At 63.0% G+C, this 21,576-nt stretch carries 23 protein-coding genes, 2 tRNA genes and 1 pseudogene; 17 read left to right on the forward strand and 9 right to left on the reverse strand.

Annotated elements, in window-relative coordinates; all coding sequences use genetic code 11:
• Positions 1–819 (reverse strand): alpha/beta hydrolase, encoded by an 819-nt coding sequence (locus tag IU514_RS12240; protein ID WP_194931390.1) that lies wholly within the window; start codon positions 817–819, stop codon positions 1–3.
• A 3-nt stretch (positions 820–822) separates the two neighbouring features.
• Entirely contained in the window at positions 823–1,134 is a 312-nt protein-coding gene (locus IU514_RS12245; RefSeq protein ID WP_194931526.1) for a DUF1244 domain-containing protein, read from the reverse strand.
• A gap of 106 nt (positions 1,135–1,240) precedes the next feature.
• Between IU514_RS12245 and folD the strand changes: the two genes are divergently transcribed.
• The 5 genes from folD to tadA all read left to right on the forward strand — a co-directional run bounded on the left by folD (position 1,241) and on the right by tadA (position 6,383).
• Positions 1,241–2,149 carry a bifunctional methylenetetrahydrofolate dehydrogenase/methenyltetrahydrofolate cyclohydrolase FolD gene (gene folD / locus IU514_RS12250; RefSeq protein ID WP_194931391.1) on the forward strand — a complete coding sequence of 303 codons (909 nt, stop codon included), beginning with the start codon at positions 1,241–1,243 and terminating at the stop codon, positions 2,147–2,149.
• 119 nt (positions 2,150–2,268) lie between these two features.
• Complete coding sequence (gene guaB, locus IU514_RS12255) at positions 2,269–3,726, forward strand: IMP dehydrogenase (protein WP_194931392.1); 1,458 nt, start codon at positions 2,269–2,271, stop codon at positions 3,724–3,726.
• 81 nt (positions 3,727–3,807) lie between these two features.
• Positions 3,808–5,373 carry a glutamine-hydrolyzing GMP synthase gene (gene guaA / locus IU514_RS12260; protein ID WP_194931393.1) on the forward strand — a complete coding sequence of 522 codons (1,566 nt, stop codon included), beginning with the start codon at positions 3,808–3,810 and terminating at the stop codon, positions 5,371–5,373.
• 36 nt (positions 5,374–5,409) lie between these two features.
• Complete coding sequence (locus IU514_RS12265) at positions 5,410–5,907, forward strand: hypothetical protein (protein WP_194931394.1); 498 nt, start codon at positions 5,410–5,412, stop codon at positions 5,905–5,907.
• Positions 5,904–6,383, forward strand: a complete 480-nt coding sequence (gene tadA, locus IU514_RS12270) for a tRNA adenosine(34) deaminase TadA (RefSeq protein ID WP_324187832.1) — start codon at positions 5,904–5,906, stop codon at positions 6,381–6,383. Before IU514_RS12265 ends, tadA begins: the two co-directional genes overlap by 4 nt.
• 6 nt (positions 6,384–6,389) lie before the next feature.
• On the opposite strand, the gene IU514_RS12275 is transcribed toward tadA, so the two are convergent.
• Positions 6,390–6,872 (reverse strand): DUF2721 domain-containing protein, encoded by a 483-nt coding sequence (locus IU514_RS12275; RefSeq protein WP_194931395.1) that lies wholly within the window; start codon positions 6,870–6,872, stop codon positions 6,390–6,392.
• 78 nt (positions 6,873–6,950) lie between these two features.
• Here IU514_RS12275 and orn point away from each other — a divergent pair, with 78 nt between their 5' ends.
• Positions 6,951–7,523, forward strand: coding sequence for an oligoribonuclease (gene orn, locus IU514_RS12280; RefSeq protein WP_194931396.1), 573 nt, complete (start codon positions 6,951–6,953; stop codon positions 7,521–7,523).
• Positions 7,524–7,538: 15 nt separating this feature from the next.
• Here orn and IU514_RS12285 read toward each other — a convergent pair whose 3' ends face one another.
• Both IU514_RS12285 and ppsA read right to left on the reverse strand, forming a co-directional pair.
• Positions 7,539–8,456, reverse strand: a complete 918-nt coding sequence (locus IU514_RS12285; protein ID WP_194931397.1) for a mechanosensitive ion channel family protein — start codon at positions 8,454–8,456, stop codon at positions 7,539–7,541.
• Positions 8,457–8,534: 78 nt separating this feature from the next.
• On the reverse strand, positions 8,535–10,919 hold the full coding sequence (gene ppsA, locus IU514_RS12290) for a phosphoenolpyruvate synthase (RefSeq protein ID WP_194931398.1): 2,385 nt from the start codon (positions 10,917–10,919) through the stop codon (positions 8,535–8,537).
• Between the two features lie 134 nt (positions 10,920–11,053).
• Between ppsA and ppsR the strand changes: the two genes are divergently transcribed.
• The 10 genes from ppsR (at position 11,054) to IU514_RS12340 (ending at position 17,762) form a co-directional block, all read left to right on the forward strand.
• A complete protein-coding gene (gene ppsR, locus IU514_RS12295) occupies positions 11,054–11,875 on the forward strand; it encodes a posphoenolpyruvate synthetase regulatory kinase/phosphorylase PpsR (RefSeq protein WP_194931528.1) in 822 nt (273 codons plus the stop codon).
• Positions 11,876–12,043: 168 nt separating this feature from the next.
• Positions 12,044–12,559 (forward strand): DUF1249 domain-containing protein, encoded by a 516-nt coding sequence (locus tag IU514_RS12300; RefSeq protein ID WP_194931399.1) that lies wholly within the window; start codon positions 12,044–12,046, stop codon positions 12,557–12,559.
• 45 nt (positions 12,560–12,604) lie between these two features.
• Positions 12,605–12,680: transfer RNA gene (locus IU514_RS12305), tRNA-Ala, on the forward strand.
• A 20-nt stretch (positions 12,681–12,700) separates the two neighbouring features.
• A tRNA-Glu gene (locus tag IU514_RS12310) sits at positions 12,701–12,776 on the forward strand.
• Positions 12,777–13,176: 400 nt separating this feature from the next.
• Positions 13,177–13,359 (forward strand): protein NO VEIN domain-containing protein, encoded by a 183-nt coding sequence (locus IU514_RS19235; RefSeq protein ID WP_386761159.1) that lies wholly within the window; start codon positions 13,177–13,179, stop codon positions 13,357–13,359.
• A 221-nt stretch (positions 13,360–13,580) separates the two neighbouring features.
• A complete protein-coding gene (locus IU514_RS12320; protein ID WP_194931401.1) occupies positions 13,581–13,880 on the forward strand; it encodes a hypothetical protein in 300 nt (99 codons plus the stop codon).
• Positions 13,877–15,370, forward strand: coding sequence for a His-Xaa-Ser system radical SAM maturase HxsB (gene hxsB / locus IU514_RS12325; protein WP_194931402.1), 1,494 nt, complete (start codon positions 13,877–13,879; stop codon positions 15,368–15,370). Before IU514_RS12320 ends, hxsB begins: the two co-directional genes overlap by 4 nt.
• Positions 15,370–16,560, forward strand: coding sequence for a His-Xaa-Ser system radical SAM maturase HxsC (gene hxsC, locus IU514_RS12330; protein WP_194931403.1), 1,191 nt, complete (start codon positions 15,370–15,372; stop codon positions 16,558–16,560). Before hxsB ends, hxsC begins: the two co-directional genes overlap by 1 nt.
• A complete protein-coding gene (gene hxsA / locus IU514_RS12335; RefSeq protein ID WP_194931404.1) occupies positions 16,553–17,149 on the forward strand; it encodes a His-Xaa-Ser repeat protein HxsA in 597 nt (198 codons plus the stop codon). The genes hxsC and hxsA overlap by 8 nt, the downstream gene beginning before the upstream one ends.
• A 112-nt stretch (positions 17,150–17,261) precedes the next feature.
• Complete coding sequence (locus IU514_RS12340) at positions 17,262–17,762, forward strand: hypothetical protein (protein WP_194931405.1); 501 nt, start codon at positions 17,262–17,264, stop codon at positions 17,760–17,762.
• Positions 17,763–17,879: 117 nt separating this feature from the next.
• Here the strand turns inward: IU514_RS12340 and IU514_RS19240 are convergent, their stop codons facing one another.
• From IU514_RS19240 to IU514_RS19245, 4 genes and pseudogenes are all read right to left on the reverse strand, one after another.
• Positions 17,880–18,200 carry a potassium channel family protein gene (locus IU514_RS19240; protein WP_386761034.1) on the reverse strand — a complete coding sequence of 107 codons (321 nt, stop codon included), beginning with the start codon at positions 18,198–18,200 and terminating at the stop codon, positions 17,880–17,882.
• Between the two features lie 200 nt (positions 18,201–18,400).
• Positions 18,401–18,736, reverse strand: a complete 336-nt coding sequence (locus IU514_RS12350) for a hypothetical protein (protein ID WP_194931406.1) — start codon at positions 18,734–18,736, stop codon at positions 18,401–18,403.
• Positions 18,733–19,980, reverse strand: coding sequence for a DUF4236 domain-containing protein (locus tag IU514_RS12355; RefSeq protein WP_194931407.1), 1,248 nt, complete (start codon positions 19,978–19,980; stop codon positions 18,733–18,735). Before IU514_RS12355 ends, IU514_RS12350 begins: the two co-directional genes overlap by 4 nt.
• Before the next feature lie 100 nt (positions 19,981–20,080).
• Positions 20,081–20,302: pseudogene (locus IU514_RS19245) on the reverse strand (IS3 family transposase); the annotation flags it as partial.
• A gap of 366 nt (positions 20,303–20,668) precedes the next feature.
• Here IU514_RS19245 and IU514_RS12365 point away from each other — a divergent pair.
• Complete coding sequence (locus IU514_RS12365) at positions 20,669–21,139, forward strand: Hsp20/alpha crystallin family protein (RefSeq protein WP_194931408.1); 471 nt, start codon at positions 20,669–20,671, stop codon at positions 21,137–21,139.
• Positions 21,140–21,576 lie beyond the last annotated feature (437 nt).

Consider the following 21,576-nt stretch of genomic DNA (forward strand, 5'->3'; position numbering starts at 1 on the left):
CTACGCGCTCCTGGCCAGGACGACTTCGACGGGCTGCGGTAAATCCGCTTGCAGGAAGCCGACCAGCGCGCCTTCCAGTGCCGGATCGCTGCCGATCGTGGAGTGGTCCGCATAGGGCAGCTCGACGACGTGCGGCGGTCGCGCCAATACCGAAATCAGCCGATTGGTGCTGGCGACCGGGATCACGTCGTCCTGCGCGGCGCGAAGCACCATCACCGGCCCGTCATAGCCGCGCAGGTGCGTGGCTGAGTCGAAGCGGTCCTTCACCATCCAGCGTACCGGCAACAGCGGGTAGCGGGCCTGGGCGACGTCGGCGAGGCAGTCGAACGGTGCCACCAGCACCAGCCGCGCCACGGGGCGCTTCGAGGCCACGAAACTCGCCACACCGGTGCCAAGACTGGTCCCGATCACGCTGACCGGCTGGTCCGGATGCTGGGCCTGGACATGGTCGAACAGGGCGAGTGCATCGCCCATCAGGCCCGCCTCGGTCGGTTCGCCGCTGCTGGCGCCGTAGCCTCGATACGCCAGCAGGTAGATGCTGCGTCCGGGCAGCAGGCGCGCCAGCTGGTCACGGCGGTTCTCGATGCGTTCGGCGTTGCCGCCGAAGTAGATCACCGGGTTGGGCAGCCCCGGTTTCACTACCCAGCCGCGTAGCGTCACGCCATCGCGTTCCAGGGTGAAATCGGTCAGACCGGCGTGGATCCGCGTTTCACGGGCCAGGTAGATGATGTTGCGCTGCCTGGCGAACATCCAGACGCACATCGCCGCATAGCCCAGCAAGGGCAGTGCGGCCAGACCCAGCAACGGCTTGCGACGCATGGTTCACCCCCGATGTTGGCGCTGCGCCGCCTCGAAGGCGGCCAATTGTTCCGGCGTGGCTTCTTTCTGGTGCTCGGCCTTCCATTGCGCGAACGGCACGCCATAGACCTGCTCGCGCGCTTCGTCCTTGGTCATCGTGATGCCGCGCTGCTCGGCGGCCTCGCGGTACCAGTCGGACAGACAGTTGCGGCAGAAGCCCGCGTGGATCATCAGGTCGATGTTCTGCACGTCCGGGCGTTCCTGCATCAGATGCTGGAGCAGACGGCGAAACGCGGCGGCTTCGATCTGGGTGGTTTCGAAATCGGTTTCGGTCATGGTGGCCTCCGTCGCGGCGGGGCGAGGTGTCGATTCTTCGGAACCAGCGAGTTCGCGGGCTCCTTGGGCGATAATGCGCGCCTTCGACTTTAACCCAGCCTCCGCGATGACCGGTTCGATTCCCACAGCTTCCACGGCCCGCATCCTCGACGGCAAGCGCATTGCCGAGGATCTGCTCGACAACCTGAAGGCGCAGGTCGATGCCCGCGTGGCATCGGGCAAGACGCGCCCCGGGCTGGCGGTGGTGCTGGTGGGCAACGATCCGGCCTCCAGTGTCTATGTCCGGAACAAACGTCGGGCGGCGCAAAAAGTGGGCATCCGCGCGATCGATTACGACCTGCCGGCGGAAACCAGCAACGAGGACCTGTTGGCCCTGATCGACCGCCTCAACGCCGACCCCGACGTCCACGGAATCCTGGTGCAATTGCCGCTGCCGGACCGCCGCGACGCGACCGAACTGATCCACCGTATCGACCCGCGCAAGGACGTGGATGGCTTCCACCCCGAGAACGTCGGCCACCTGGCGCTGCGCCAGTTCGGCCTGCGGCCGTGCACGCCGCGCGGCATCACCACGTTGCTGGCATATACCGACCGGCCGGTGCGGGGGCAGAGCGCGACGATCGTGGGTGTCTCCAACCACGTGGGCCGGCCGATGGCGCTGGAACTGCTGATCGCCGGGTGCACCGTCACCTGCTGCCACAAGTTCACCCCGGCATCGGTGCTGGAGGCCTCGGTGCGCAATGCCGACATCCTGGTCGTGGCCGTCGGCCGCCCGGACCTCATTCCAGGGGAATGGGTGAAGCCGGGCGCAGTGGTGATCGACGTGGGCATCAACCGCCTGGACGATGGCCGCCTGGTGGGCGACGTCGGCTTCGCCGCGGCGGCTGAACGCGCCAGCTGGATCACGCCGGTGCCGGGCGGCGTGGGCCCGATGACCGTGGCCACGCTGATGCAGAACACGCTGGAAGCGGCCGATGCGGCCGATTCCGGGCGGGGCTGGTCGCCCGCGCACTGAGGCGCAGGGGGATCCGGGCCGTCATTGCGCGGCTGGAACGCGGCTTCCCACCGTGCAAGCGAGCAAGCGGGAGCCGGAACGGGTTACAATGGCGCGCTTCATCCTCCCGGCCCCCGCCCATGCTGCGTATCCAGGCTGAAGCACTGACCTACGACGACGTTTCGCTCGTTCCGGCCCACTCGACGGTCCTGCCCAAGGACGTCTCGCTCTCGACCCGCCTTACCCGCGACCTGACCATCCGCCTGCCGATCGTGTCGGCGGCCATGGACACCGTCAGCGAAGCACGCCTCGCGATCGCGATGGCGCAGCTTGGCGGCATGAGCATCATCCACAAGAACATGAGCCTGCAGGCGCAGGCCGCGCAGATCGCCTCGGTCAAGAAGTTTGAGGCGGGCGTGATCAAGGAGCCGTTCACTGTCGGCCCCGAGACCACGATCGCCGAGGTGCTCAAGCTCACCCGCGCCCGCAACATCTCCGGCGTGCCGGTGGTGGAGGGCGGCCAGCTGGTCGGCATCGTCACCAGTCGCGACATGCGCTTCGAGAAGAAGCTCGACGATCCGGTCCGCCACATCATGACCAAGAAGGACCGCCTGGTGACGGTGCGCGAAGGCGCCACCGACGAAGAGGTCCTGAGCCTGCTGCACAAGCACCGCATCGAGAAGGTGCTGGTGGTCAACGACGGCTTCGAGCTGCGCGGCCTGATCACCGTCAAGGACATCCAGAAGAAGTCGGACAACCCCAACGCCGCTTACGACACCAGCGAGCGCCTGCTGGTCGGCGCCGCAGTGGGCGTCGGCGGCGACACCGAAGCGCGCGTCGAAGCGCTGGCTGCGGCGGGCGTCGACGTGGTCGTGGTCGATACCGCGCACGGCCATTCGCAGGGCGTGCTCGACCGCGTGAAGTGGGTCAAGAAGAACTTCCCGCAGTTGCAGGTCATCGGCGGCAACATCGTCACCGGCGATGCCGCGCTTGCGCTGATGGACCACGGCGCCGATGCGGTCAAGGTCGGCGTCGGCCCGGGTTCGATCTGCACCACGCGCATCGTGGCGGGCGTCGGCGTACCGCAGATCACGGCGGTGTCGATGGTCGCCGAGGCGCTGCAGGATCGCATCCCGCTGATCGCCGACGGCGGCATTCGCTATTCCGGCGATATCGGCAAGGCGATCGTCGCAGGCGCCTCCACGGTGATGATCGGCGGTCTGTTCGCCGGCACCGAGGAAGCACCGGGCGAGGTCGAGTTGTTCCAGGGCCGCAGCTACAAGAGCTACCGCGGCATGGGCAGCCTGGGCGCGATGGAGCAGGGCTCCAAGGACCGCTATTTCCAGGACGCCAGCGACGCAGACAAGCTCGTGCCGGAAGGCATCGAAGGCCGCGTCCCGTACCGCGGCCCGCTCCGCGGCGTCGTCCATCAACTGGCCGGCGGCCTGCGTGCGACGATGGGCTATGTCGGCTGCGCGACTGTCGAGGAGATGCGCAAGAAGCCGTCGTTCGTGCGCATCACCAATGCCGGTGCGCGCGAGAGCCACGTGCACGACGTGCAGATCACCAAGGAACCGCCGAACTATCGGGCGGGTTGAGTTGTGACCAAAGAAGGGAGACGCAGGTTTCCCTTCTTTGTTTTGTGCCTCTGAAATTCATCCAGCATTTGCACGGCCCCCATGACCGACATCCATAGCGACAAGATCCTGATCCTCGACTTCGGCGCGCAATACACGCAGCTGATCGCCCGCCGCATCCGCGAAATCGGTGTGTATTGCGAAATCTGGGCCTGGGACCACGACCCGTCCGAGATTGCCGCCTACGGAGCCAAGGGCATCATCCTGTCGGGTGGCCCGGAGTCGACCACAGTCGAGGGCGCGCCGAAGGCGCCGCAAGAAGTCTTCGATTCGGGGCTGCCGATCCTCGGCATCTGCTACGGCATGCAGACGCTGGCTGCGCAGCTGGGCGGCGCCACCGAAGCCGCCGATGCACGCGAGTTCGGCCATGCGGAAGTCGAGCTGGTCGCGCACGACGCGCTGCTCGGTGGCCTCAGCGACCACGATGGCGAGCCGCGCATCGACGTCTGGATGAGCCACGGCGACCACGTCGCCAAGGCGCCGCCGGGCTGGACGATCACCGCCGTCACCGACCGCATCCCGGTGGCCGCGATGGCCCTGGAAGAGAAGCGCTGGTACGGCGTGCAGTTCCATCCCGAGGTTACGCACACCAAGCAGGGCCTGACCCTGTTGCGCCGCTTCGTCAGTGAGATCTGCGGCTGCAAGACGCTGTGGACCGCCGCCAACATCATCGACGACCAGATCGAGCGAGTGCGCGCCAAGGTCGGTTCCGACGAGGTCATCCTCGGCCTGTCGGGCGGCGTGGATTCGTCGGTCGTCGCCGCGCTGCTGCACCGGGCGATCGGCAAGCAGCTGACCTGCGTGTTCGTCGACACCGGCCTGCTGCGCTGGAACGAGGGCGACCAGGTGATGGCGATGTTCGCCGAGCACATGGGTGTCAAGGTCATCCGTGTCAACGCTGCCGACCGTTACTTCAACGCGCTGGCCGGCGTCGAAGACCCGGAGGCCAAGCGCAAGATCATCGGCAACCTGTTCGTCGAGATCTTCGACGAAGAGTCGTCCAAGCTGGCCAACGCCAAGTGGCTGGCGCAGGGCACCATCTATCCGGACGTCATCGAGTCGGCCGGCAGCAAGACCGGCAAGGCGCACGTCATCAAGAGTCACCACAACGTCGGCGGCCTGCCCGAGGACATGAAGCTCGGTCTGGTCGAACCGCTGCGTGAGCTGTTCAAGGACGAGGTGCGGCGCCTCGGCGTCGAGCTCGGCCTGCCCAAGAGCATGGTCTACCGCCATCCGTTCCCCGGCCCCGGCCTGGGCGTGCGCATCCTCGGCGAGGTCAAGCGCGAGCACGCCGAGCTGCTTGCCAAGGCCGACCACATCTTCATCGACGAGCTGCGCAAGGCGGACCTGTACGACCGCGTCAGCCAGGCCTTTGCCGTGTTCCTGCCGGTGAAGTCGGTCGGCGTGGTCGGCGACGCGCGTGCCTACGAGTGGGTGATCGCACTGCGTGCAGTGGAGACCATCGACTTCATGACGGCCCACTGGGCACACCTGCCGTACGAGTTCCTTGGGCGAGTTTCCAACCGTATTATCAATGAGTTGCGCGGTGTTTCTCGCGTTGTTTACGACATCAGCGGCAAGCCGCCCGCGACCATCGAGTGGGAGTAACCGCGAGGAGCGGTACCGCATTTACAGGGAGGGTAAATGAAGAAGATCGCGCTGTTGCTCATTCTGGCGGGACTGGCGCTGTGGTACTTCGACATCAGTCGCCGCATGACCGAGGCGTCGATCCACGAGGCTTATCGAGAACAGCTCAAGGCGACCCAGGCTTCCAATGCTGAAGCGATCTGTTCCCGAATGACCGACGACTACCGCCTGGTCGATACGAGCTACGGTCCCGAGGGTACCCGGACTGACACGATGGATCGCGAGGAGGCTTGTACAGAGCTGGAAAAATCGCTCAAGGTCTTCGAGCGTCTGGGCAAGGTGACAGGCGGGCTGCTCAGTCCCGAGATTGATATCGACATCAAGCGCATCGAGTTGTCGCACGATCGCAAGACGGCCACGGTTGAAGCGGTCAGCACCATCAAGATCGGCGATACGATGCTCGCGCGCAGCCGCGGCACGGAAAAACTGATTCGCCGTGCAGGTCGCATACTCAGCCAGGGCGGTGAATCGAAAACCTGGACCTACGCCCAGTGACGCTCGAATCGGCCAATGACCAGCATTGGATGCGCCACGCGCTCGCTCTGGCGGAACGCGCCGAGCGCGAGGACGACGAGATCCCGGTCGGCGCCGTGCTGGTGTCGGCCGAAGGCGAAGTGCTCGGCGAAGGCTGGAACCGGAACATCACCGAACGCGATCCGACAGCGCATGCCGAGATCGTGGCCATGCGCCAGGCAGGCCAGCGCGTGGGCAACCACCGCCTGCTCGGCGCAACGCTCTACGTGACGCTGGAGCCCTGTGCGATGTGTGCGATGGCGATGGTGCACGCGCGCGTGGCCCGTGTCGTCTACGGCGCCACCGACCCCAAGACCGGTGCGGCGGGCAGCGTGTTCGACCTGCTCGCGGACCCGCGCCACAACCACCGGGTTGAAGTGCTGGGCGGCGTACTGGGCGAGGAGGCCGGCATGCGGCTTACCGCATATTTCCGCCGCAAGCGCGGCAAGGCCGTCTGACCGGCATCAGCCAACGGGTGGCAGCCTGTCCTTCGCGAGTTGCTCGTTGAGTTCCTTGTCGAGCATGCGCAGACCCAGCTTCGCCTCGTGACCCAGGCACAGGGACGCGGCGAACATCAGCAGTACCCCGACCACGGCCAGGGCCGTCGGGACCAGGTCCAGCCGATAGCCGAAGAAGGCATCGACGGCGATGCCCAGGCTGGTGCCGACGAAAGCGCTGATCGCCGCGTACAGCATGCGCACCGAGGCCAGCACCAGCACGGAACGTTGCCGGTGGATGGCGATGCGCGCTTCCAGTGCGAGTCGGGCGTCTCCCTGCGAGGTGGCCCTGAGGGTATCGATCTCCGAACGCATCCGGTCGACCACACGCGCCAGACGATTGTTCGACGAGATCAGCAGCGAGCTGGCCGCTGTCAGGAAGAACGCGGGCGTGATCATGGCCGAGACGACGGCGTAGTGCGAAGGATCGATCGGAAGGGGCGAGGGCATGGGCTTTCCGTGGCGAGGCGCGGCCTGCATGCGCAGGCAGTCTGTATGATGCTACCGGGATTCCACCAGTGCGCGCGCATGGCAGCCGTAAACACGACGAACGACGAGCACCTGATCTGGATCGACCTGGAAATGACCGGGCTGGATACGGGTGGCGACTCCATCCTCGAGATCGCCACCGTGGTGACGGACAAGCAGCTCAACATCCTGGCCGAAGGGCCGGAGCTGGCCATTGGCCATCCGCTCTCGCGGCTTGAAGCGATGGACGAATGGAACCGCAACCAGCATCGCAAGTCGGGTCTGTGGCAGCGCGTGCTCGACAGCCAGGTGACGATGGGCGAGGCCGAATCGCAGACCGTCGAGTTCCTCTCGCGCTGGGTGCCCGCGGGCAAGTCGCCGATGTGCGGCAACTCGATCTGCCAGGACCGGCGCTTCCTGCATCGGCTGATGCCGCAGTTGGAGCGGCATTTCCATTACCGCAACCTTGACGTCAGCACCATCAAGGAGCTGGCCCGGCGTTGGGCGCCGGATGTCTACGCCGGCATCAGCAAGGAAGCGCGCCATACCGCGCTCAGTGACGTGCGCGACTCCATCGCCGAATTGCGCCATTACCGCCTGTCGATGGGCCGCCTGGGCGGCCTGGACGGCTGATCCGGGCCGCCATTCTCAGGATGGCGGGCGCTCTACCGTCAACGTGATCCCTGTTGCGCCATCCTGGGTGATGGCGCGCACCGCGCGCACGTCGCGCTGCGCTCCCTGGATGCTGATCCCGGCTTCGTCGAAGGCGCGCTTGATCCGTTCGTTGAGATCGCACTTGGTCGCGAAATGGTCGGCGTTGCCGACATGGCACCGCACACCCAGGCGCACCGCGGTATCGGCCAGCTCGTAGACCATCACGTCGGGCGCGGGCTCGGCCAGGATGCGTTCGTCGGCGCGCATGATCTTCATCACCGCTTCGCGCGCGACATCGATGTCGTCGGTGTAACCGATGCCGATGATGAGCTCGATGCGGCGCATCGTGTCCGGCGTCAGGTTGATGATCGGCGCCGTGGTAATCAGGTTGTTGGGCAGCACGATCGTCTGGTTGTCGGCGCCGCGCAGCCGGGTCTGGAAAATGCTGACCGCCTCGACCTTGCCACTGCTTCCGGCGATCTGGACGATGTCGCCCACGCGGAAAGGCTTCAGCGTCACCAGCATCACGCCGGACGCGACGTTGGACAGCGAATCCTTCAGCGCCAGGCCGATAGCCAGACCGGCCGCGCCCAGCACCGCGATGAGCGAGGTCGGCGCGACATTGAAAAAGACCTGCAGGATGGCCAGCACCAGCACGACCACCAGCACCACGTACGCGAGGCGGCTCATGAACTGCATCGCGGTCGGCTCGACGTGCGCGCGCGTCAACGCTCGCGAGATGATGCGCGACACCCATTTGACCAGGTGCAGGCCGACGTAGAAGACGACGAGCGCACCCGCGAGCTTCAGTCCGATGCGCAGCGCCAGGTCCGTCAACTCCTGGGTGGACAGCAGGCTGAGGTCGGGCACTTCCGGCACGACGGGTGACTTCGGGACAAGCGTGGCGAGCAAGGTGTTCCTCCGGTACCAAATGCGACGCCCCGCGAGGGCGGGGCGTCTGTTTTACCTCAATGCCGCGTCGACGGGGTGTCAGGCCGCTGCAGCCTTTGCCTTTGCCTTCGCCAGGCGCAGCCAGGTGTCGACGACGGTGTCGGGGTTGAGCGACACCGACTCGATGCCCTGTTCCATCAGCCATTCGGCGAGGTCCGGATGGTCGCTCGGACCCTGGCCGCAGATGCCGACGTACTTGCCCTTTGCGCGCGCCGCCGAGATGGCCATCGACAGCATCTTCTTGACCGCCGGGTTCCGTTCGTCGAACAGCTTGGCGACGATGCCCGAGTCGCGGTCCAGGCCCAGCGTCAGCTGGGTCAGGTCGTTGGAGCCGATCGAGAAGCCGTCGAAGATCTCGAGGAACTCGTCGGCGAGCAGGGCGTTCGACGGCACTTCGCACATCATGATGATCTTGAGGCCGCCCTTGCCCTGTTCCAGGCCGTTGGCCTTGAGGACTTCCACGACCTTGCGGCCTTCCTCGAGCGTGCGCACGAACGGGATCATCACCCAGCAGTTGGTCAAGCCCATCTGCTCGCGCACCTTCAGCACCGCGCGGCATTCCAGCGCGAACGCGTCGGTGAAGCTCGGATCGACGTAGCGGCTGGCGCCGCGGAAGCCGATCATCGGGTTCTCTTCGTGCGGCTCGTAACGGCTGCCGCCGATCAGGTTGGCGTACTCGTTGGACTTGAAGTCAGAGAGACGCACGATGACCGGGTGCGGAGCGAAAGAGGCGGTGATCGTCGCGATGCCTTCGGCCAGGCGGTCGACATAGAAATCAACCGGGCTGCCGTAGCCGGCGATCTTGGCGTCGATCTTCTTCTTCGTCTCCGCATCCTGCTGCGCGTACTCGAGCAGCGCCTTCGGGTGCACGCCGATATGGCTGGCGATGATCATTTCCAGGCGCGCCAGGCCGACACCGGCGTTCGGCAGCATCGCGAAGTCGAACGCGCGCTCCGGGTTGGCGACGTTCATCATCACCTTGAGCGGCGCTTCCGGCATCTTGTCGAGATCGGCGGTGATGCGCTCGAAGGGCAGGGCGCCATCGTAGATGAAGCCGGTGTCGCCCTCGGCGCAGCTGATGGTGACTTGCTGGCCGTCCTTGATCGTGTCGAGCGCATTGCCGGTGCCCACGACGGCCGGCACGCCCAGTTCGCGCGCGATGATCGCCGCGTGGCAGGTGCGGCCGCCGCGGTTGGTCACGATGGCGGCCGAACGCTTCATCACCGGCTCCCAGTCGGGATCGGTCATGTCGGCGACGAGCACGTCGCCCGGCTGCACTCGGCTCATGTCCGCCAGCGAACGCACGACGCGGGCCACGCCCGTACCGATCTTCTGGCCGATGGCGCGGCCTTCGCAGATCACCTCGCCGCGCTTGCCGAGCTGGAAACGCTCGATCTGCGTGGCGTGGGCGCGCGACTTCACCGTTTCCGGCCGGGCCTGCACGATGAACAGCTTGCCGCTGACGCCGTCCTTCGCCCACTCGATGTCCATCGGACGACCGTAGTGCTTCTCGATGACGAGCGCCTGCTTGGCCAGCTCCTGCACGTCCTCATCGCCGATCGAGAACGAGTTGCGCAGTTCGACCGGCGTTTCCTCGATGCGCACACGCTCGCCTGGCGTGTCCGAATAGACCATCCGCTGCTGCTTGGCGCCGATCGAGCGGCGCAGGATGGCCTGCTTGCCCTGCTGGACCGTGGGCTTGTAGACGTAGAACTCGTCCGGGTTGACCGCGCCCTGCACGACCATCTCGCCGAGACCGTAGCTGGAGGTGATGAACACCACCTCGCGGAAGCCGGATTCGGTGTCGAGCGTGAAGAGCACGCCGGACGAACCGACGTTGGAGCGCACCATCAACTGCACGCCCGCAGACAGGAACACGTCCTCATGCTTGAAGCCGTGATGCACGCGGTAGGCGATGGCGCGGTCGTTGTATAGGCTGGCGAAGACTTCCTTGACCTTGTGCACGACGTCGTCGGCACCGGTCACGTTGAGGAAGGTCTCCTGCTGGCCGGCGAAGGAGGCGTCCGGCAAGTCTTCGGCAGTGGCCGAGGAGCGGACGGCCACGGCCACGTCGCCGCCGCCGTTCTCGTCGCACAGCTGCTTGTAGGCCTTGCGGATGTCGGCGTCGAGCTGAGGCTGCAGCGGTGCGTCGATGACCCAGCCGCGGATCTCGGCGCCGGCGGCGGTCAGCGCAGGCACGTCCTCGACGTCGAGCGTGGCCAGCTTGTCGTAGATGCGCTGGTGCAGGTTGTTGTGGTCGATGAATTCCTTGAACGCTTCGGCGGTGGTGGCATAGCCGCCGGGAACCGAGACGCCGAGGCCGGCCAGGTTGCCGATCATCTCGCCAAGCGAGGAATTCTTGCCGCCGACACGTGCCAGGTCGGTCAGACGAAGCGCGTGCAACCAGAGGATGTTCTCGTTCAAGCGGGCGGTCTCCAGAGGGGGCTGGCGCGTGCGGGCGCGGCGAAGCGGATATGATCGCCGCTGCGTCGGATGCATACAAGCTTGATTCGACGGGGTTTTTCGTATTGGAAACGGTTTTTGAGGGAGTTTGGGCCATGGCCTTGGTGCGCCCCGTGTTCTATGTCTCCGATGGCACCGGAATCACTGCCGAAACCATCGGACACAGCCTGCTGACGCAGTTCACCGAAACCCGCTTCGTCACCGATCGCATTCCCTTCGTCGACAGCGTCGAACGGGCGAGGGAAGTGGGGGCGAAGATTCGCGCCGCGGCCGAGATCCATGGCGTCCGCCCGGTGGTGATCAATTCGTGCATGGATGGCGACGTCGGCGCGGCCCTGGCCGAAAGCGGCGCCTTGATGCTCGATGTTTTTGCGCCGTTCATCGAACCGCTGGAGCGTGAGTTCGGCGAGTCCCGCCAGCGCAGGATTGGCCAGGCGCACGGCCTCGTCGATTTCGAGACCTATCACCGCCGCATCAACGCAATGAACTTCGCGTTGACCCATGACGACGGCCAGAGCATCGACTACGACGATGCCGACCTGATCCTCGTGGCGGTGTCGCGCGCCGGCAAGACGCCGACCTGCGTCTACCTGGCGTTGCATTACGGCGTGCGCGCGGCCAACTACCCGTTGACCGAAGAGGACCTGGAGCAAGACCGCCTCCCGCCGCGCCTGCGCCCGTACCGCAACAAGCTGTTCGGCTTGACCATCGATCCGATCCGCCTGCAGCAGATACGCCAGGAACGGCGGCCCAATTCGCGCTACGCGCAACTGGAGACCTGCAAACGCGAAGTGGCGGCGGCTGAAATGATGTTCCGCGCTGAACGGATTACCACGCTGAGTACGACCAATACGTCGATCGAGGAAATCTCGAGCAAGGTACTGACGACGCTGGGTATCCACCGCGAGATGTTCTGACGCCGTAGCGGCCCATAGCTTGGCCACACCTTCTCACTGAGTGAGAACGTCGATGCGAGCAAAGCGCATCGGAGAAGGGGCCCGGTCGCGGGGAATCCTTACGGTAGGCTTGCTGGCGGGGTGCGTCAACGCTGCCGCCGGGGCTGAGGGACGTGTAGGATCGGTTCCATGACGTCCCTGGCAACCCACGCCGCACGCATTCCAAAACTCAGCCGGTTCGGCTGGCTGATGGGCCTGTATGCGGAGAACCATGCGCGGCTGACCCGCCTGTTCGAGCCGGCGGACCTGGTGCCGGGCTGCTACCGCTCCAGCATCGGCGACGGGCTGGATCTGCAGCTCGACGTGATTGAGCAGCATCGCTACACCACTGAACTCCGCCTTACGTATGTACTGCGCGATCCGCTCACCGGCGAGCCGGATCCCTCGGCTTTCCTGCGGGTCTACCACGACGCCCGTCAGGTGGAAGCCACGCATTGCTACGTCGGCAGGCGCTGGCAGGACGTGATCGGCATGTATCCGCCGCCGGCCGAAGTCATCGGCCATCGCATGCGCATGAATACTTTTCTCGGAAAGTGGCTCGAGTATCTAGCGGAGCGGGGACATGGTGTGGCAACATTGCACCTCGTTGTCGCCGGCCACACAGCAGGCGACACGGACGAAAAAAACTTGGCAGCGAACGCTTGACGACATCGCTGAACGCCCAGTACAATTTTCGTCTTTCCAGCACGTGGGGCCATAGCTCAGCTGGGAGAGCGCCTGCATGGCATGCAGGAGGTCGGCGGTTCGATCCCGCCTGGCTCCACCAACTTGCTGAAAACCAGTTTTGTCCCCATCGTCTAGAGGCCTAGGACATTACCCTTTCACGGTAGCGACCGGGGTTCGAATCCCCGTGGGGACGCCAACTAGAACAAGCACTTAGGGCTGCCGAGAGGCGGCCCTAGTTGTTTTGCGGTAACGGTGCGGTAACTTCCGGTACAAGGAGTGTCGGTTCCAGCGGTCAGCGAATGTGCGAACACGAGAACCGCAAAGTAGGGTGCAAATGTGCCCAAATGGCAGCTGACCGTCTGCCAGGGTGCCGAATGGACATCGAAAAAATCCAACGCGCTCTCCAAGCGTTTGCTGATGAGCGGAACTGGGAGCAGTTCCACAACCCAAAGAAACTTGGCTATGGCGTTGGCAGGCGAAGCGGGTGAACTCTGGAATTGTTCCAGTGGCTATCCCCTGAGGAAGCCGCGTCCGTAAGTGGCAATGCCGACCTACAAAGCAAGGTAGCCGAGGAGCTAGCCGACATATCTCTCTATTTGCTGAGGCTCGCTGCGGGGTGGGACATCGAGTACGTGACAGATGCGGGAGAGCCAATTTCGGTGGAGGTGAAGGCAACCACTTCACCAACGTTCCCTTGCTTTGAGATAGCGGATAACGAACTTCGCGCTGCCACAAAGCTGGGCGACAGATATCACCTCCATCTGGTATCGAATTGTTGAAGCCAGAGCTTCGGAAGCTGCAGATTGTTCGAAATCCTTCGAAGGAGTACGAGGGGCGATTCACGCCGATGGTTTACCGCGTGATGGGGTGAGTCGTCTGGGGCGAATTCAGGCGTCATAGCAGGCGAAGGTGCTCGGCCAATAGGCTCACGGCCAGAAAGTTGCAACCGTTGTCACATTCGCGCACGATGCCGGAACCAGGGGGCTGGGGAAAGTGCGGCATGGGCACCATCGAAATTGAGATGGATCGGGGACTGTTTACGCCCGACGTTATCGCGCGCACAGCGCATCGGTATACCGCCGACTACTTCGTCGAGGTGAGCGCGGCGGGCGGCAGCATCGTGGTACGCCTGACGCCCAAAGGTCCTTCAGTCGACACCGAGCACCTAGCGCAGCGCTTTTGCAATGACGCTTTAGACGATCGCCTACGCGCCGCGGTGGCGGAGCAGACCACCGAGCTGCACACGGCACTGGTGCGGGCTGCACTGGGCGAGGCGCAACCTCGGGATGCCTCGGCGTGAAGTTCCGTTCCGCTGATGCATTCTCGGGCGCGGCCGGCTATCGCCTACTACCGCTACGTTTTCGCCGATTGCCGTGGGATACAGAACGGGTATTCGTCAGCTCAGCCGCCGGTGACTGGCTGATCATGGGGCACCGCGAGCTCGAACAAGTTATTGCTGGGACCATTGACCAGAATTCGACGTTAGGGATGGACCTGCAGGCACGGAACATGATCGCCGCCGACCCGTCGCGGACGACGCTGGCACCACTGCTTTCGCAGATGCGCAGCCGCAAGCAGTACCTGCAGCAGGGACCTTCCCTCCATATCTTTGTTGTATCGCTGCGCTGCCATCACACATGCAGCTACTGCCAAGTATCGCGAGCAGAATCGACCGAAACCGCCTTTGATCTCGACGAGACCAACGCCCGGTTGGCAGTGGAACGTTTGTTCGAGTGGCCCTCATCGACTCTGACCGTCGAGTTTCAAGGCGGCGAACCTTTGCTGCACTTTGCGCGCGTGCGGGCAATTACCGAGCAGATCCAGCAGCGCAATCGCCATGAGGGGCGAACCCTGCGGTTTGTGCTCGCTTCTACGCTTCACGACCTTAATGATGACCAGCTTGCGTTCTTCCGTGAGCACGACTTTCAGCTGTCGACCTCATTGGATGGCCCGGAGTGGCTGCACAACGCGAACCGGCCCCGGCCGGAGCGCGACAGTTATGCGCGCACCGTGGCCGGCATCGACCGCGCACGCCGCGCCCTGGGTGACGACGCGGTGTCGGCCCTGACGACGTTAACCCAGCGAAGCCTCTCGGCTCCGCGCGAGATTGTCGACGAGTATCGACGCCTAGGCTTCCATTCGATCTTCCTGCGCCCGCTCAGTCCCTACGGCTTTGCCAGGAAGACGGGGCCCCGCATCGGCTACTCGCTCGCCGATTTCTTTGCGTTCTACCGCGAAGCACTGGAACACATCCTCGCGGTCAACCGTGACGGTTATCCGTTAGAAGAAGCGTACGCGAGTCTAATGCTGTCGCAGCTGTTCACTCCGTTTAGTCATGGCTACGTCGATCTGCGCTCGCCGACTGGCGCGGGCCTTGGCGCGGTGGTCTACGACTATGATGGCCAAGCGTACCCCTCGGACGAGGCGCGGATGCTGGCGGCCATGGGTGATCGCTCATTCGCGCTCGGTCATGTAGGTCAATCCGTTCGAGAGTGGCTGGCTTCACCAGCGATGCGGCGCGTGCTTGATGCTGGCGTCGCCGAGGCGTTGCCCGGCTGCGCAGATTGCGCTTTCGTGCCGCTGTGCGGAGCCGATCCAATCGACCACTATGCACGCCAGGGCGACACATGCGGGCATCGTCCATCGTCGGACTTCTGTCGCAAGCAACTTGGGTTCTTCGATTTGCTGCTGGAGCGGACGGAGCGGGCGGATGCCTATGATCGGGCGGTCCTGGAAAGCTGGGCCTTACCGCGGCGCAGCGCAACCCCGTGGCAGATAGAGGCTGCTTGATGTTGGCACTTGAGGCCAAGGCGACTTTGGAGGGCTGGGGCCACCGCGGCCAGTACAAAGTCGCCGGATTGCAGGATTTCGCCGCTGCGCGATTGCCGCTGGAAAGGATGCTGCTGGATCTGCGTCCGAGCAGTGGCGTCCCAACTAGGTCGATGCTGACGAGATTGCCTTGGGCCGGTTTCTTGGTCGATTCGAAAGAGGCCGCCCCGCCAGGACGCAGATGGCTGCACCTCCACGGTAACGCCCGCACCGTTCAGCCCGGCGACGTGGTCGAGGTCATTCCGAGTCTGGGCAAGGTTGGGGTGCGCTACCGCCGCGGAAGCAATGGTAATGTCCTGTTCGCAACCGAACGTTGCAACAGCTTCTGCCTGATGTGTTCTCAGCCACCGCGGAAGATCGAGGACGATTGGCGAGTCGCTCAACTGTGCGAACTGGCGGAACTTATCGATCCAGACGAGCAGTCGCTGGCGATAAGCGGAGGCGAGCCGACCCTGCTTGGCGACGGGTTGCCGCAGGTGATCCGGCATTGTTCGGTTGCACTACCCAAGACACATTTGCATGTGCTGTCCAACGGTCGTCTGCTCGGCGAAGATGACTATGCCGCCTCGTTCCGTGACCTCCACCCGCATCTGACTTGGGGTGTGCCGTTGTACAGCGACAGCTTCGCAGTTCACGATCATATCGTTCAGAGCGAGGGCGCTTTCGCCCAGACCGTTCGCGGGTTGTACGCGTTGGAGCGCGCCGCGCAACGTATCGAGGTGCGCGTGGTGCTGGTACGACCGACCGTGGAGCGCCTCGCGGCGCTGGCGCGCTTCCTTTACCGCAACATGCCCTTTGTGGAGCATGTGGCGCTGATGGGAGTGGAGCCAATCGGCTTCGCCAAGGCCAATCACGCCGCTGTATGGCTGGATCCTGTCGACATGGCGCAAGCTTTGGGCGAGGCAGTGACCTTCCTGTCCGAGCGCGGCATGCGAGTTTCGCTGTACAACCTGCCGTTGTGTGTGCTTCCGCGTGATTTGTGGCCTTACGCTAGACAGAGCATATCGGACTGGAAGCAAGACTACCTGGCGGCATGCAGCGGCTGCGCGGTTCAGGCGCACTGCAGCGGATTCTTCTCTTGGATCAACGACCAGTGGCGCAGTAGGGCTATCGCGCCGATCCCATCATTCGCGGAGGTTCTCGATGAGTAAGGCATTGACGCTTGCGACGGCTACGCTGGGTTCGCTTCAGCCTGGTCATCAGGATCACGTCGTCGGCTGGCAGGCGCACTTGCTGACGATGAGTCAGGATGATGCTCGTTTCGCGGTGACGCTGACGGCGCCGCTGAACCTGGATAGGCATAACATGTATGCGGGTCACCGTTCTCACAGCTCACACAGGTCGCATAGTAGCCACAGCTCCCACTATTCGGGCAGTGGCGGCTATAGCGCCCCGGCCTATACGCCGCCGCCACCGCCTTCACCGCGGCCGGCCTCGTCGTCTTACGTTCCGCTGTCGCGCGGCTCCTCGCCTTCATCTGCCGATCCGTTTTCACCTTCTGCTGCATCGGCGCGCAACAGTCAGTCGCCACGTGCCAGCCAAGATCAATTGCAGTTGATGATCATGCGCGTGCAGGCGGCACTGTTTGCACGTGGTTACGACCCTGGTGGTATTGACGGTGCACTCGGCCCCCAGACTCGAATGGCACTCGAGCTGTTCCAGAGCCGGCATGGCATGCCGGTGACGGGCACAATGACAACGGACACGCTTAATGCGCTGGGCATATCTCTGTCGCCGTAACAGAGCGACAAGGCGGCACTTACACGCTGGACGCCTTATGAGCGTAGTTCTGGTCAGTTCGCCGAAGGCGAGGCCGCTTTCGGCGCGCCCTCTCTAGCACTAGGGGTCTCGCGTGAAGCCGAAACCACGGATTCCGTTAAAGCAGCTTCGACAGCATCAAGATAGGTACAGTGAATACACTGATTCAGAATTTGACCACCTGCGTGGCGTGGCGCACCTGACTCCCGCACAGCTGTACGAGATCTGCAGGTGGAAGTCCAAGCGCCGGCCGGAACTTGCACTTGGAAACTCGAAGGAACTCGTTAAAGAGATCACCGCATTTGCCTTCAGCGCGAAGCGCGAGGAATCAAGAATTGGCGCGTTGACCTTGCTTGATGGCGTCAGCTTTCCAACCGCTTCAGTCATCCTACATTTCTGCGTGAGCAGGAGCTACCCAATCCTGGATTTTCGGGCCCTATGGAGTCTTGGGATCGAGAAGCCAGCAGCATATTCGGCCAGATTCTGGATCGAGTACGTGGCGTGTTGCCGAAACATGGCAATGGACAACGGACTGTCCGTACGCAGCCTCGACAAAGCGCTATGGCAGTACTCGCGCGAGCACCAAAAGACATAGTCGGAGGTGTTGGCCTCTAGTGGCACAATCTGGGGGGGCTCACCAGGAACGACTGGGATCCAGGCCGGCCGTTAGCGCTGTCTTAGTAGGCCTGGCGTGCAGCTCGGTACCGCTAATTTATTCGAGCCGACGCAGCTCCTGGTCTCGGCCGGGCGCGCCAGGAGCACAACGGTGCTTGGAGTCGCGCTTGGCGCGAAACGCCTCCGAAAAGGCGGCGGACAAGATTCCAGTTGGCATTGCGATTAGGCCAATTCCAGACAGCGCAGTGAGAGCGGCGGACAAGCGACCCAATACGGTCACTGGCACAACGTCGCCGTAGCCGACCGTTGTCAATGTGCTGACCGACCACCAGAGCGCCCTGGGAATGCTGCCAAACGCCTCGGGTGCACGTCGGCTTCTACAGAGTACAGCGCTGCGGCGGACAACAAAATCATGCACCCCGCGAGGGATACAGAGAACAACAGTTCATGTCGACGCTCATAAACCGAGCGTAAAACCAATTGCATCGCCGCTGAATAACGGACTAGGCGCGAAAGCGTCAGTAGCCGAAAAATCGGAGTAGACGGAACAAGAAGGACTGAGTCCCCCAGCCCCGAAGTAGGGAAGGATCGAAGCAAGGTCGAGCAAGGCCATGGGGGTCAGTGCATACCGAATACGCCCCAACACATCTGAGTAGCGCGGATCGGTTCCGCCGCCCAAAGGCGAAGTCCGTATTCCGTCGCAAAGAATGTGATGAAAGCAAGCTCGAAAGCTGGCCCGATCGCGCCAAGCGAGCTGCTGATCGCAGGCTCCGTCGTGAAGATTGCAAAAACAATGGACAGGACAATAACCAAGGCGCTGAGCCTTTGAAACCAGGTCAACTGGTGGGCTTCAGTGCCGTGCAGCACCTTGTGGACCCGCGGCCGAATGTCATCCGCGTCATCACCCGCGCAGGTTATCGCGTCGACCCCGAGCCCACTATTCATGTCGTTCATTGGTTGATCGCGTTGTATTGTGCCGGCGATGCTTTCATTACCTCCTCGGGCAAGAACGGCGCAATGGCCTTAAAGACGCCCGACTTGCTCATGGCCCTACGAAGATCGAAGCGGGCGATTGCATCAACGACGTCAATGCATTCGAGAGCGGAGGGGGAGAGCTCAATCTCAGTCCACTCTTGCCTCGTCGCAATCAACGACAAGAGATACTCATCGGCAATTCGGCCGGTGGCTTTGTCGCTGCGCTGGGAGTATCCGGATATGACCACCCGCTCAGCCTTGGGGAGTGCTGCGAAAATCTCGCCAACAATTCGAAACACGATGGCATGAATATGTCGCATGTACAGGCGTTGCACTTGCGTCGGCGACATATCCTTGACTGACAGCTTCATTCCCCGCGCCGGCACGCCCGCCACTTTGTCCGGCATGTCGCCGATTTCTGGGAGATCGACATCGGCAAAAACGTCCAGGCCACCCGCCTCAACTTCCGCCGAAATAAGAGTTTCCCGTGGCCAAGCGATGTTTTGCAGCGTTGCCTCAAGATGGAGCTCCATCGCTTTCGTGCCGACGTAGATCTGCTCCTCGATCAACACGCGGCGTGCATGCTCTGCCTGTCTATGGTCGGTCGCCGCCGACTCCCATTGGGCAACTAAGTCCTCATAATGCCGGTTGATCTGTTGATTCTCCGCGTCGATGCGTTCCCGCGTCCGCTTGAAGAATTTCCCTAAGAAGCTGGGGGCTTTGGGCTTGGGTTGAACCGGGCGAGGCGATTCAAACTCGCGCCCAATGAAGGCAGGTCGATAATCTGGAGATGGGGTGTCGCGATGGAGTTCGCCCACTGCTTCGATCTGGGCATTAATCTCATCACACTTAGACTGAATCAACTTGCGTATCGCGTCGCCATGCTGCTGTTTGGCGATGCGGACCAGGCGCTCGGCAAGCGGCGCTCCAGCCTGGTCCTGGAAAAATACCTCTCCATCATCGCGGACTCCGACTGAAACCGGAAGCGAGATCATCTGAGCCGGTTGTGCCGCAGAGTGGGAGTGGGGCGTACCGCCTCCAGTTGATAGCTTCTGCCGCATTGACAGTCCTGTTCCGGGAATGCCGACGCTTCCATAGACGCCGCGCTTGCCGACACTGACAGAGGCACCACGAGGGCCGAAACTGAAACTGGTGCCGCCTCCGCTTAGGTTCATGCGAACTCCGGGCGCAAGCTTGAACGACTTACGAGAACGAATCCCCATTACGTCTCCCCAGACGTACAGACCCTCGTGGGCCAATTTGGAAGAGTACCCCAAGGATTGTGTGCTCCCAAGCCCAGTGTGGGTGGCAAATTGGCGGGCTCTGCCGCGAGTACAAGTGCATCACCACCGCTAGGAAAAGCCAGCCTTCGTAGTGCGGATGTAGGTGATGTCGGTGACCCGGACCGTGTTCGGCGCCGAAGGCGCGAAGTCGCGGTTGAGCACGTTGCCCACCACGCCCAGCGGGGCCGCCACGGTGGCGCGGCTAGTGGCCAAAGCCTGCCTGGGCGCGTAGGCCCTCGGCCTTCATCAACCGTACCCGGTGCGGCTGCAAGTCTCGCCGGGTCCAGGCGGGCTGGGCGGCTCACGTGCTGGTGTCATGCGAGCAAGGCGGGCGGACGGCCAAGCGCGGTCGTAGTGCGCGCGCAAGCTTGATTCGTTAGAGAGGGGGTGACCATCCGCCGTGGTCATACATCCGATAGACCCGGCTTGTCGCCGGTATGGCGCCGGTGTCCGCTTTCGACCCATAGCGGACATTCCTGCGGGTGCGATTTTTATGCATTTTTGACGACCCTTAAGAATCGCCAACGGACCTATATCCCCCCGCTTGAAAATGCGCGTCGGCGCGCTATTTTTCGGGCCGGATGGGACCTACCACATCCGGATATCAACGCTTAATTGGAGAGATGCGATGAATCAGATGGCTCGCTTTCCGCAGTGGGGCGGACAGGGAACCACAGACCCAGTCCGCCAAATCATCGATCGCCTTTTTGAAGGCAACTTTTTGCAAGGCGGCTCCAGGGATGAATCGTCAGTCGTCACAAGCCAATGGATTCCGTTAGTAGACATCAAGGAAGAGCAGGACCGCTTCATCCTCTATGCCGATATTCCCGGCGTGGACCCCAAGAACATCGATGTGCAGATGGATAGGGGATTGCTCACTATCAAAGGAGAGCGTACGAGCGAGATCGACGAAAGCGAACGCTTCTCCCGCATCGAGCGCCAACACGGCAGCTTCCATCGCCGTTTTGCGCTCCCCGATAGCGCGGACCCTGAAGGGATTACGGCGACCGGTCACAACGGCGTGTTGCAGATCATGATCCCGAAGCGTCCCGAGACAACCCCTCGCCGCATCCAGGTGGGATCAACCTTCAACAACTGATCTAGTAGCGCCCCGCGGAGGCGGGGCGCTTTCTTTTACCTCAATGCTGGTGGAAGCCTATGGACCGACTGACGGAGGAAGCGCTTTGCGATTTGCAGGCTCAGGTTCTTGTCCTTCGGATGGCACTACGGGCTTTGATTCGTACGCATCCCGATCCGGACGCCTGCTTGGCTGCATGGCGTACGACAGTTTCGGATATTGCGTCCGGTCCTGCCGTGTTGCCGGTGTACGCTCGTGGCAGCGAGTACGTCACCGAGAGGTGCTATGCGTTTGCTGAGGATTGGACAGCCGAGTTGGTCGAGCACGCGGTTGCATGCAAGGGCAATTAGATGCATCTCCATGCGCCGGGAGAGGCCGGATGACGGCGTGGATGTCCGCTTCTGGCCGGAAGCAGACATGCGACGCGCTTTCGCGCGATGAGATTTGGCGCCATGGCG

This window comes from Lysobacter niastensis (assembly GCF_015453285.1).
Lineage (GTDB): Bacteria > Pseudomonadota > Gammaproteobacteria > Xanthomonadales > Xanthomonadaceae > Lysobacter_J > Lysobacter_J niastensis.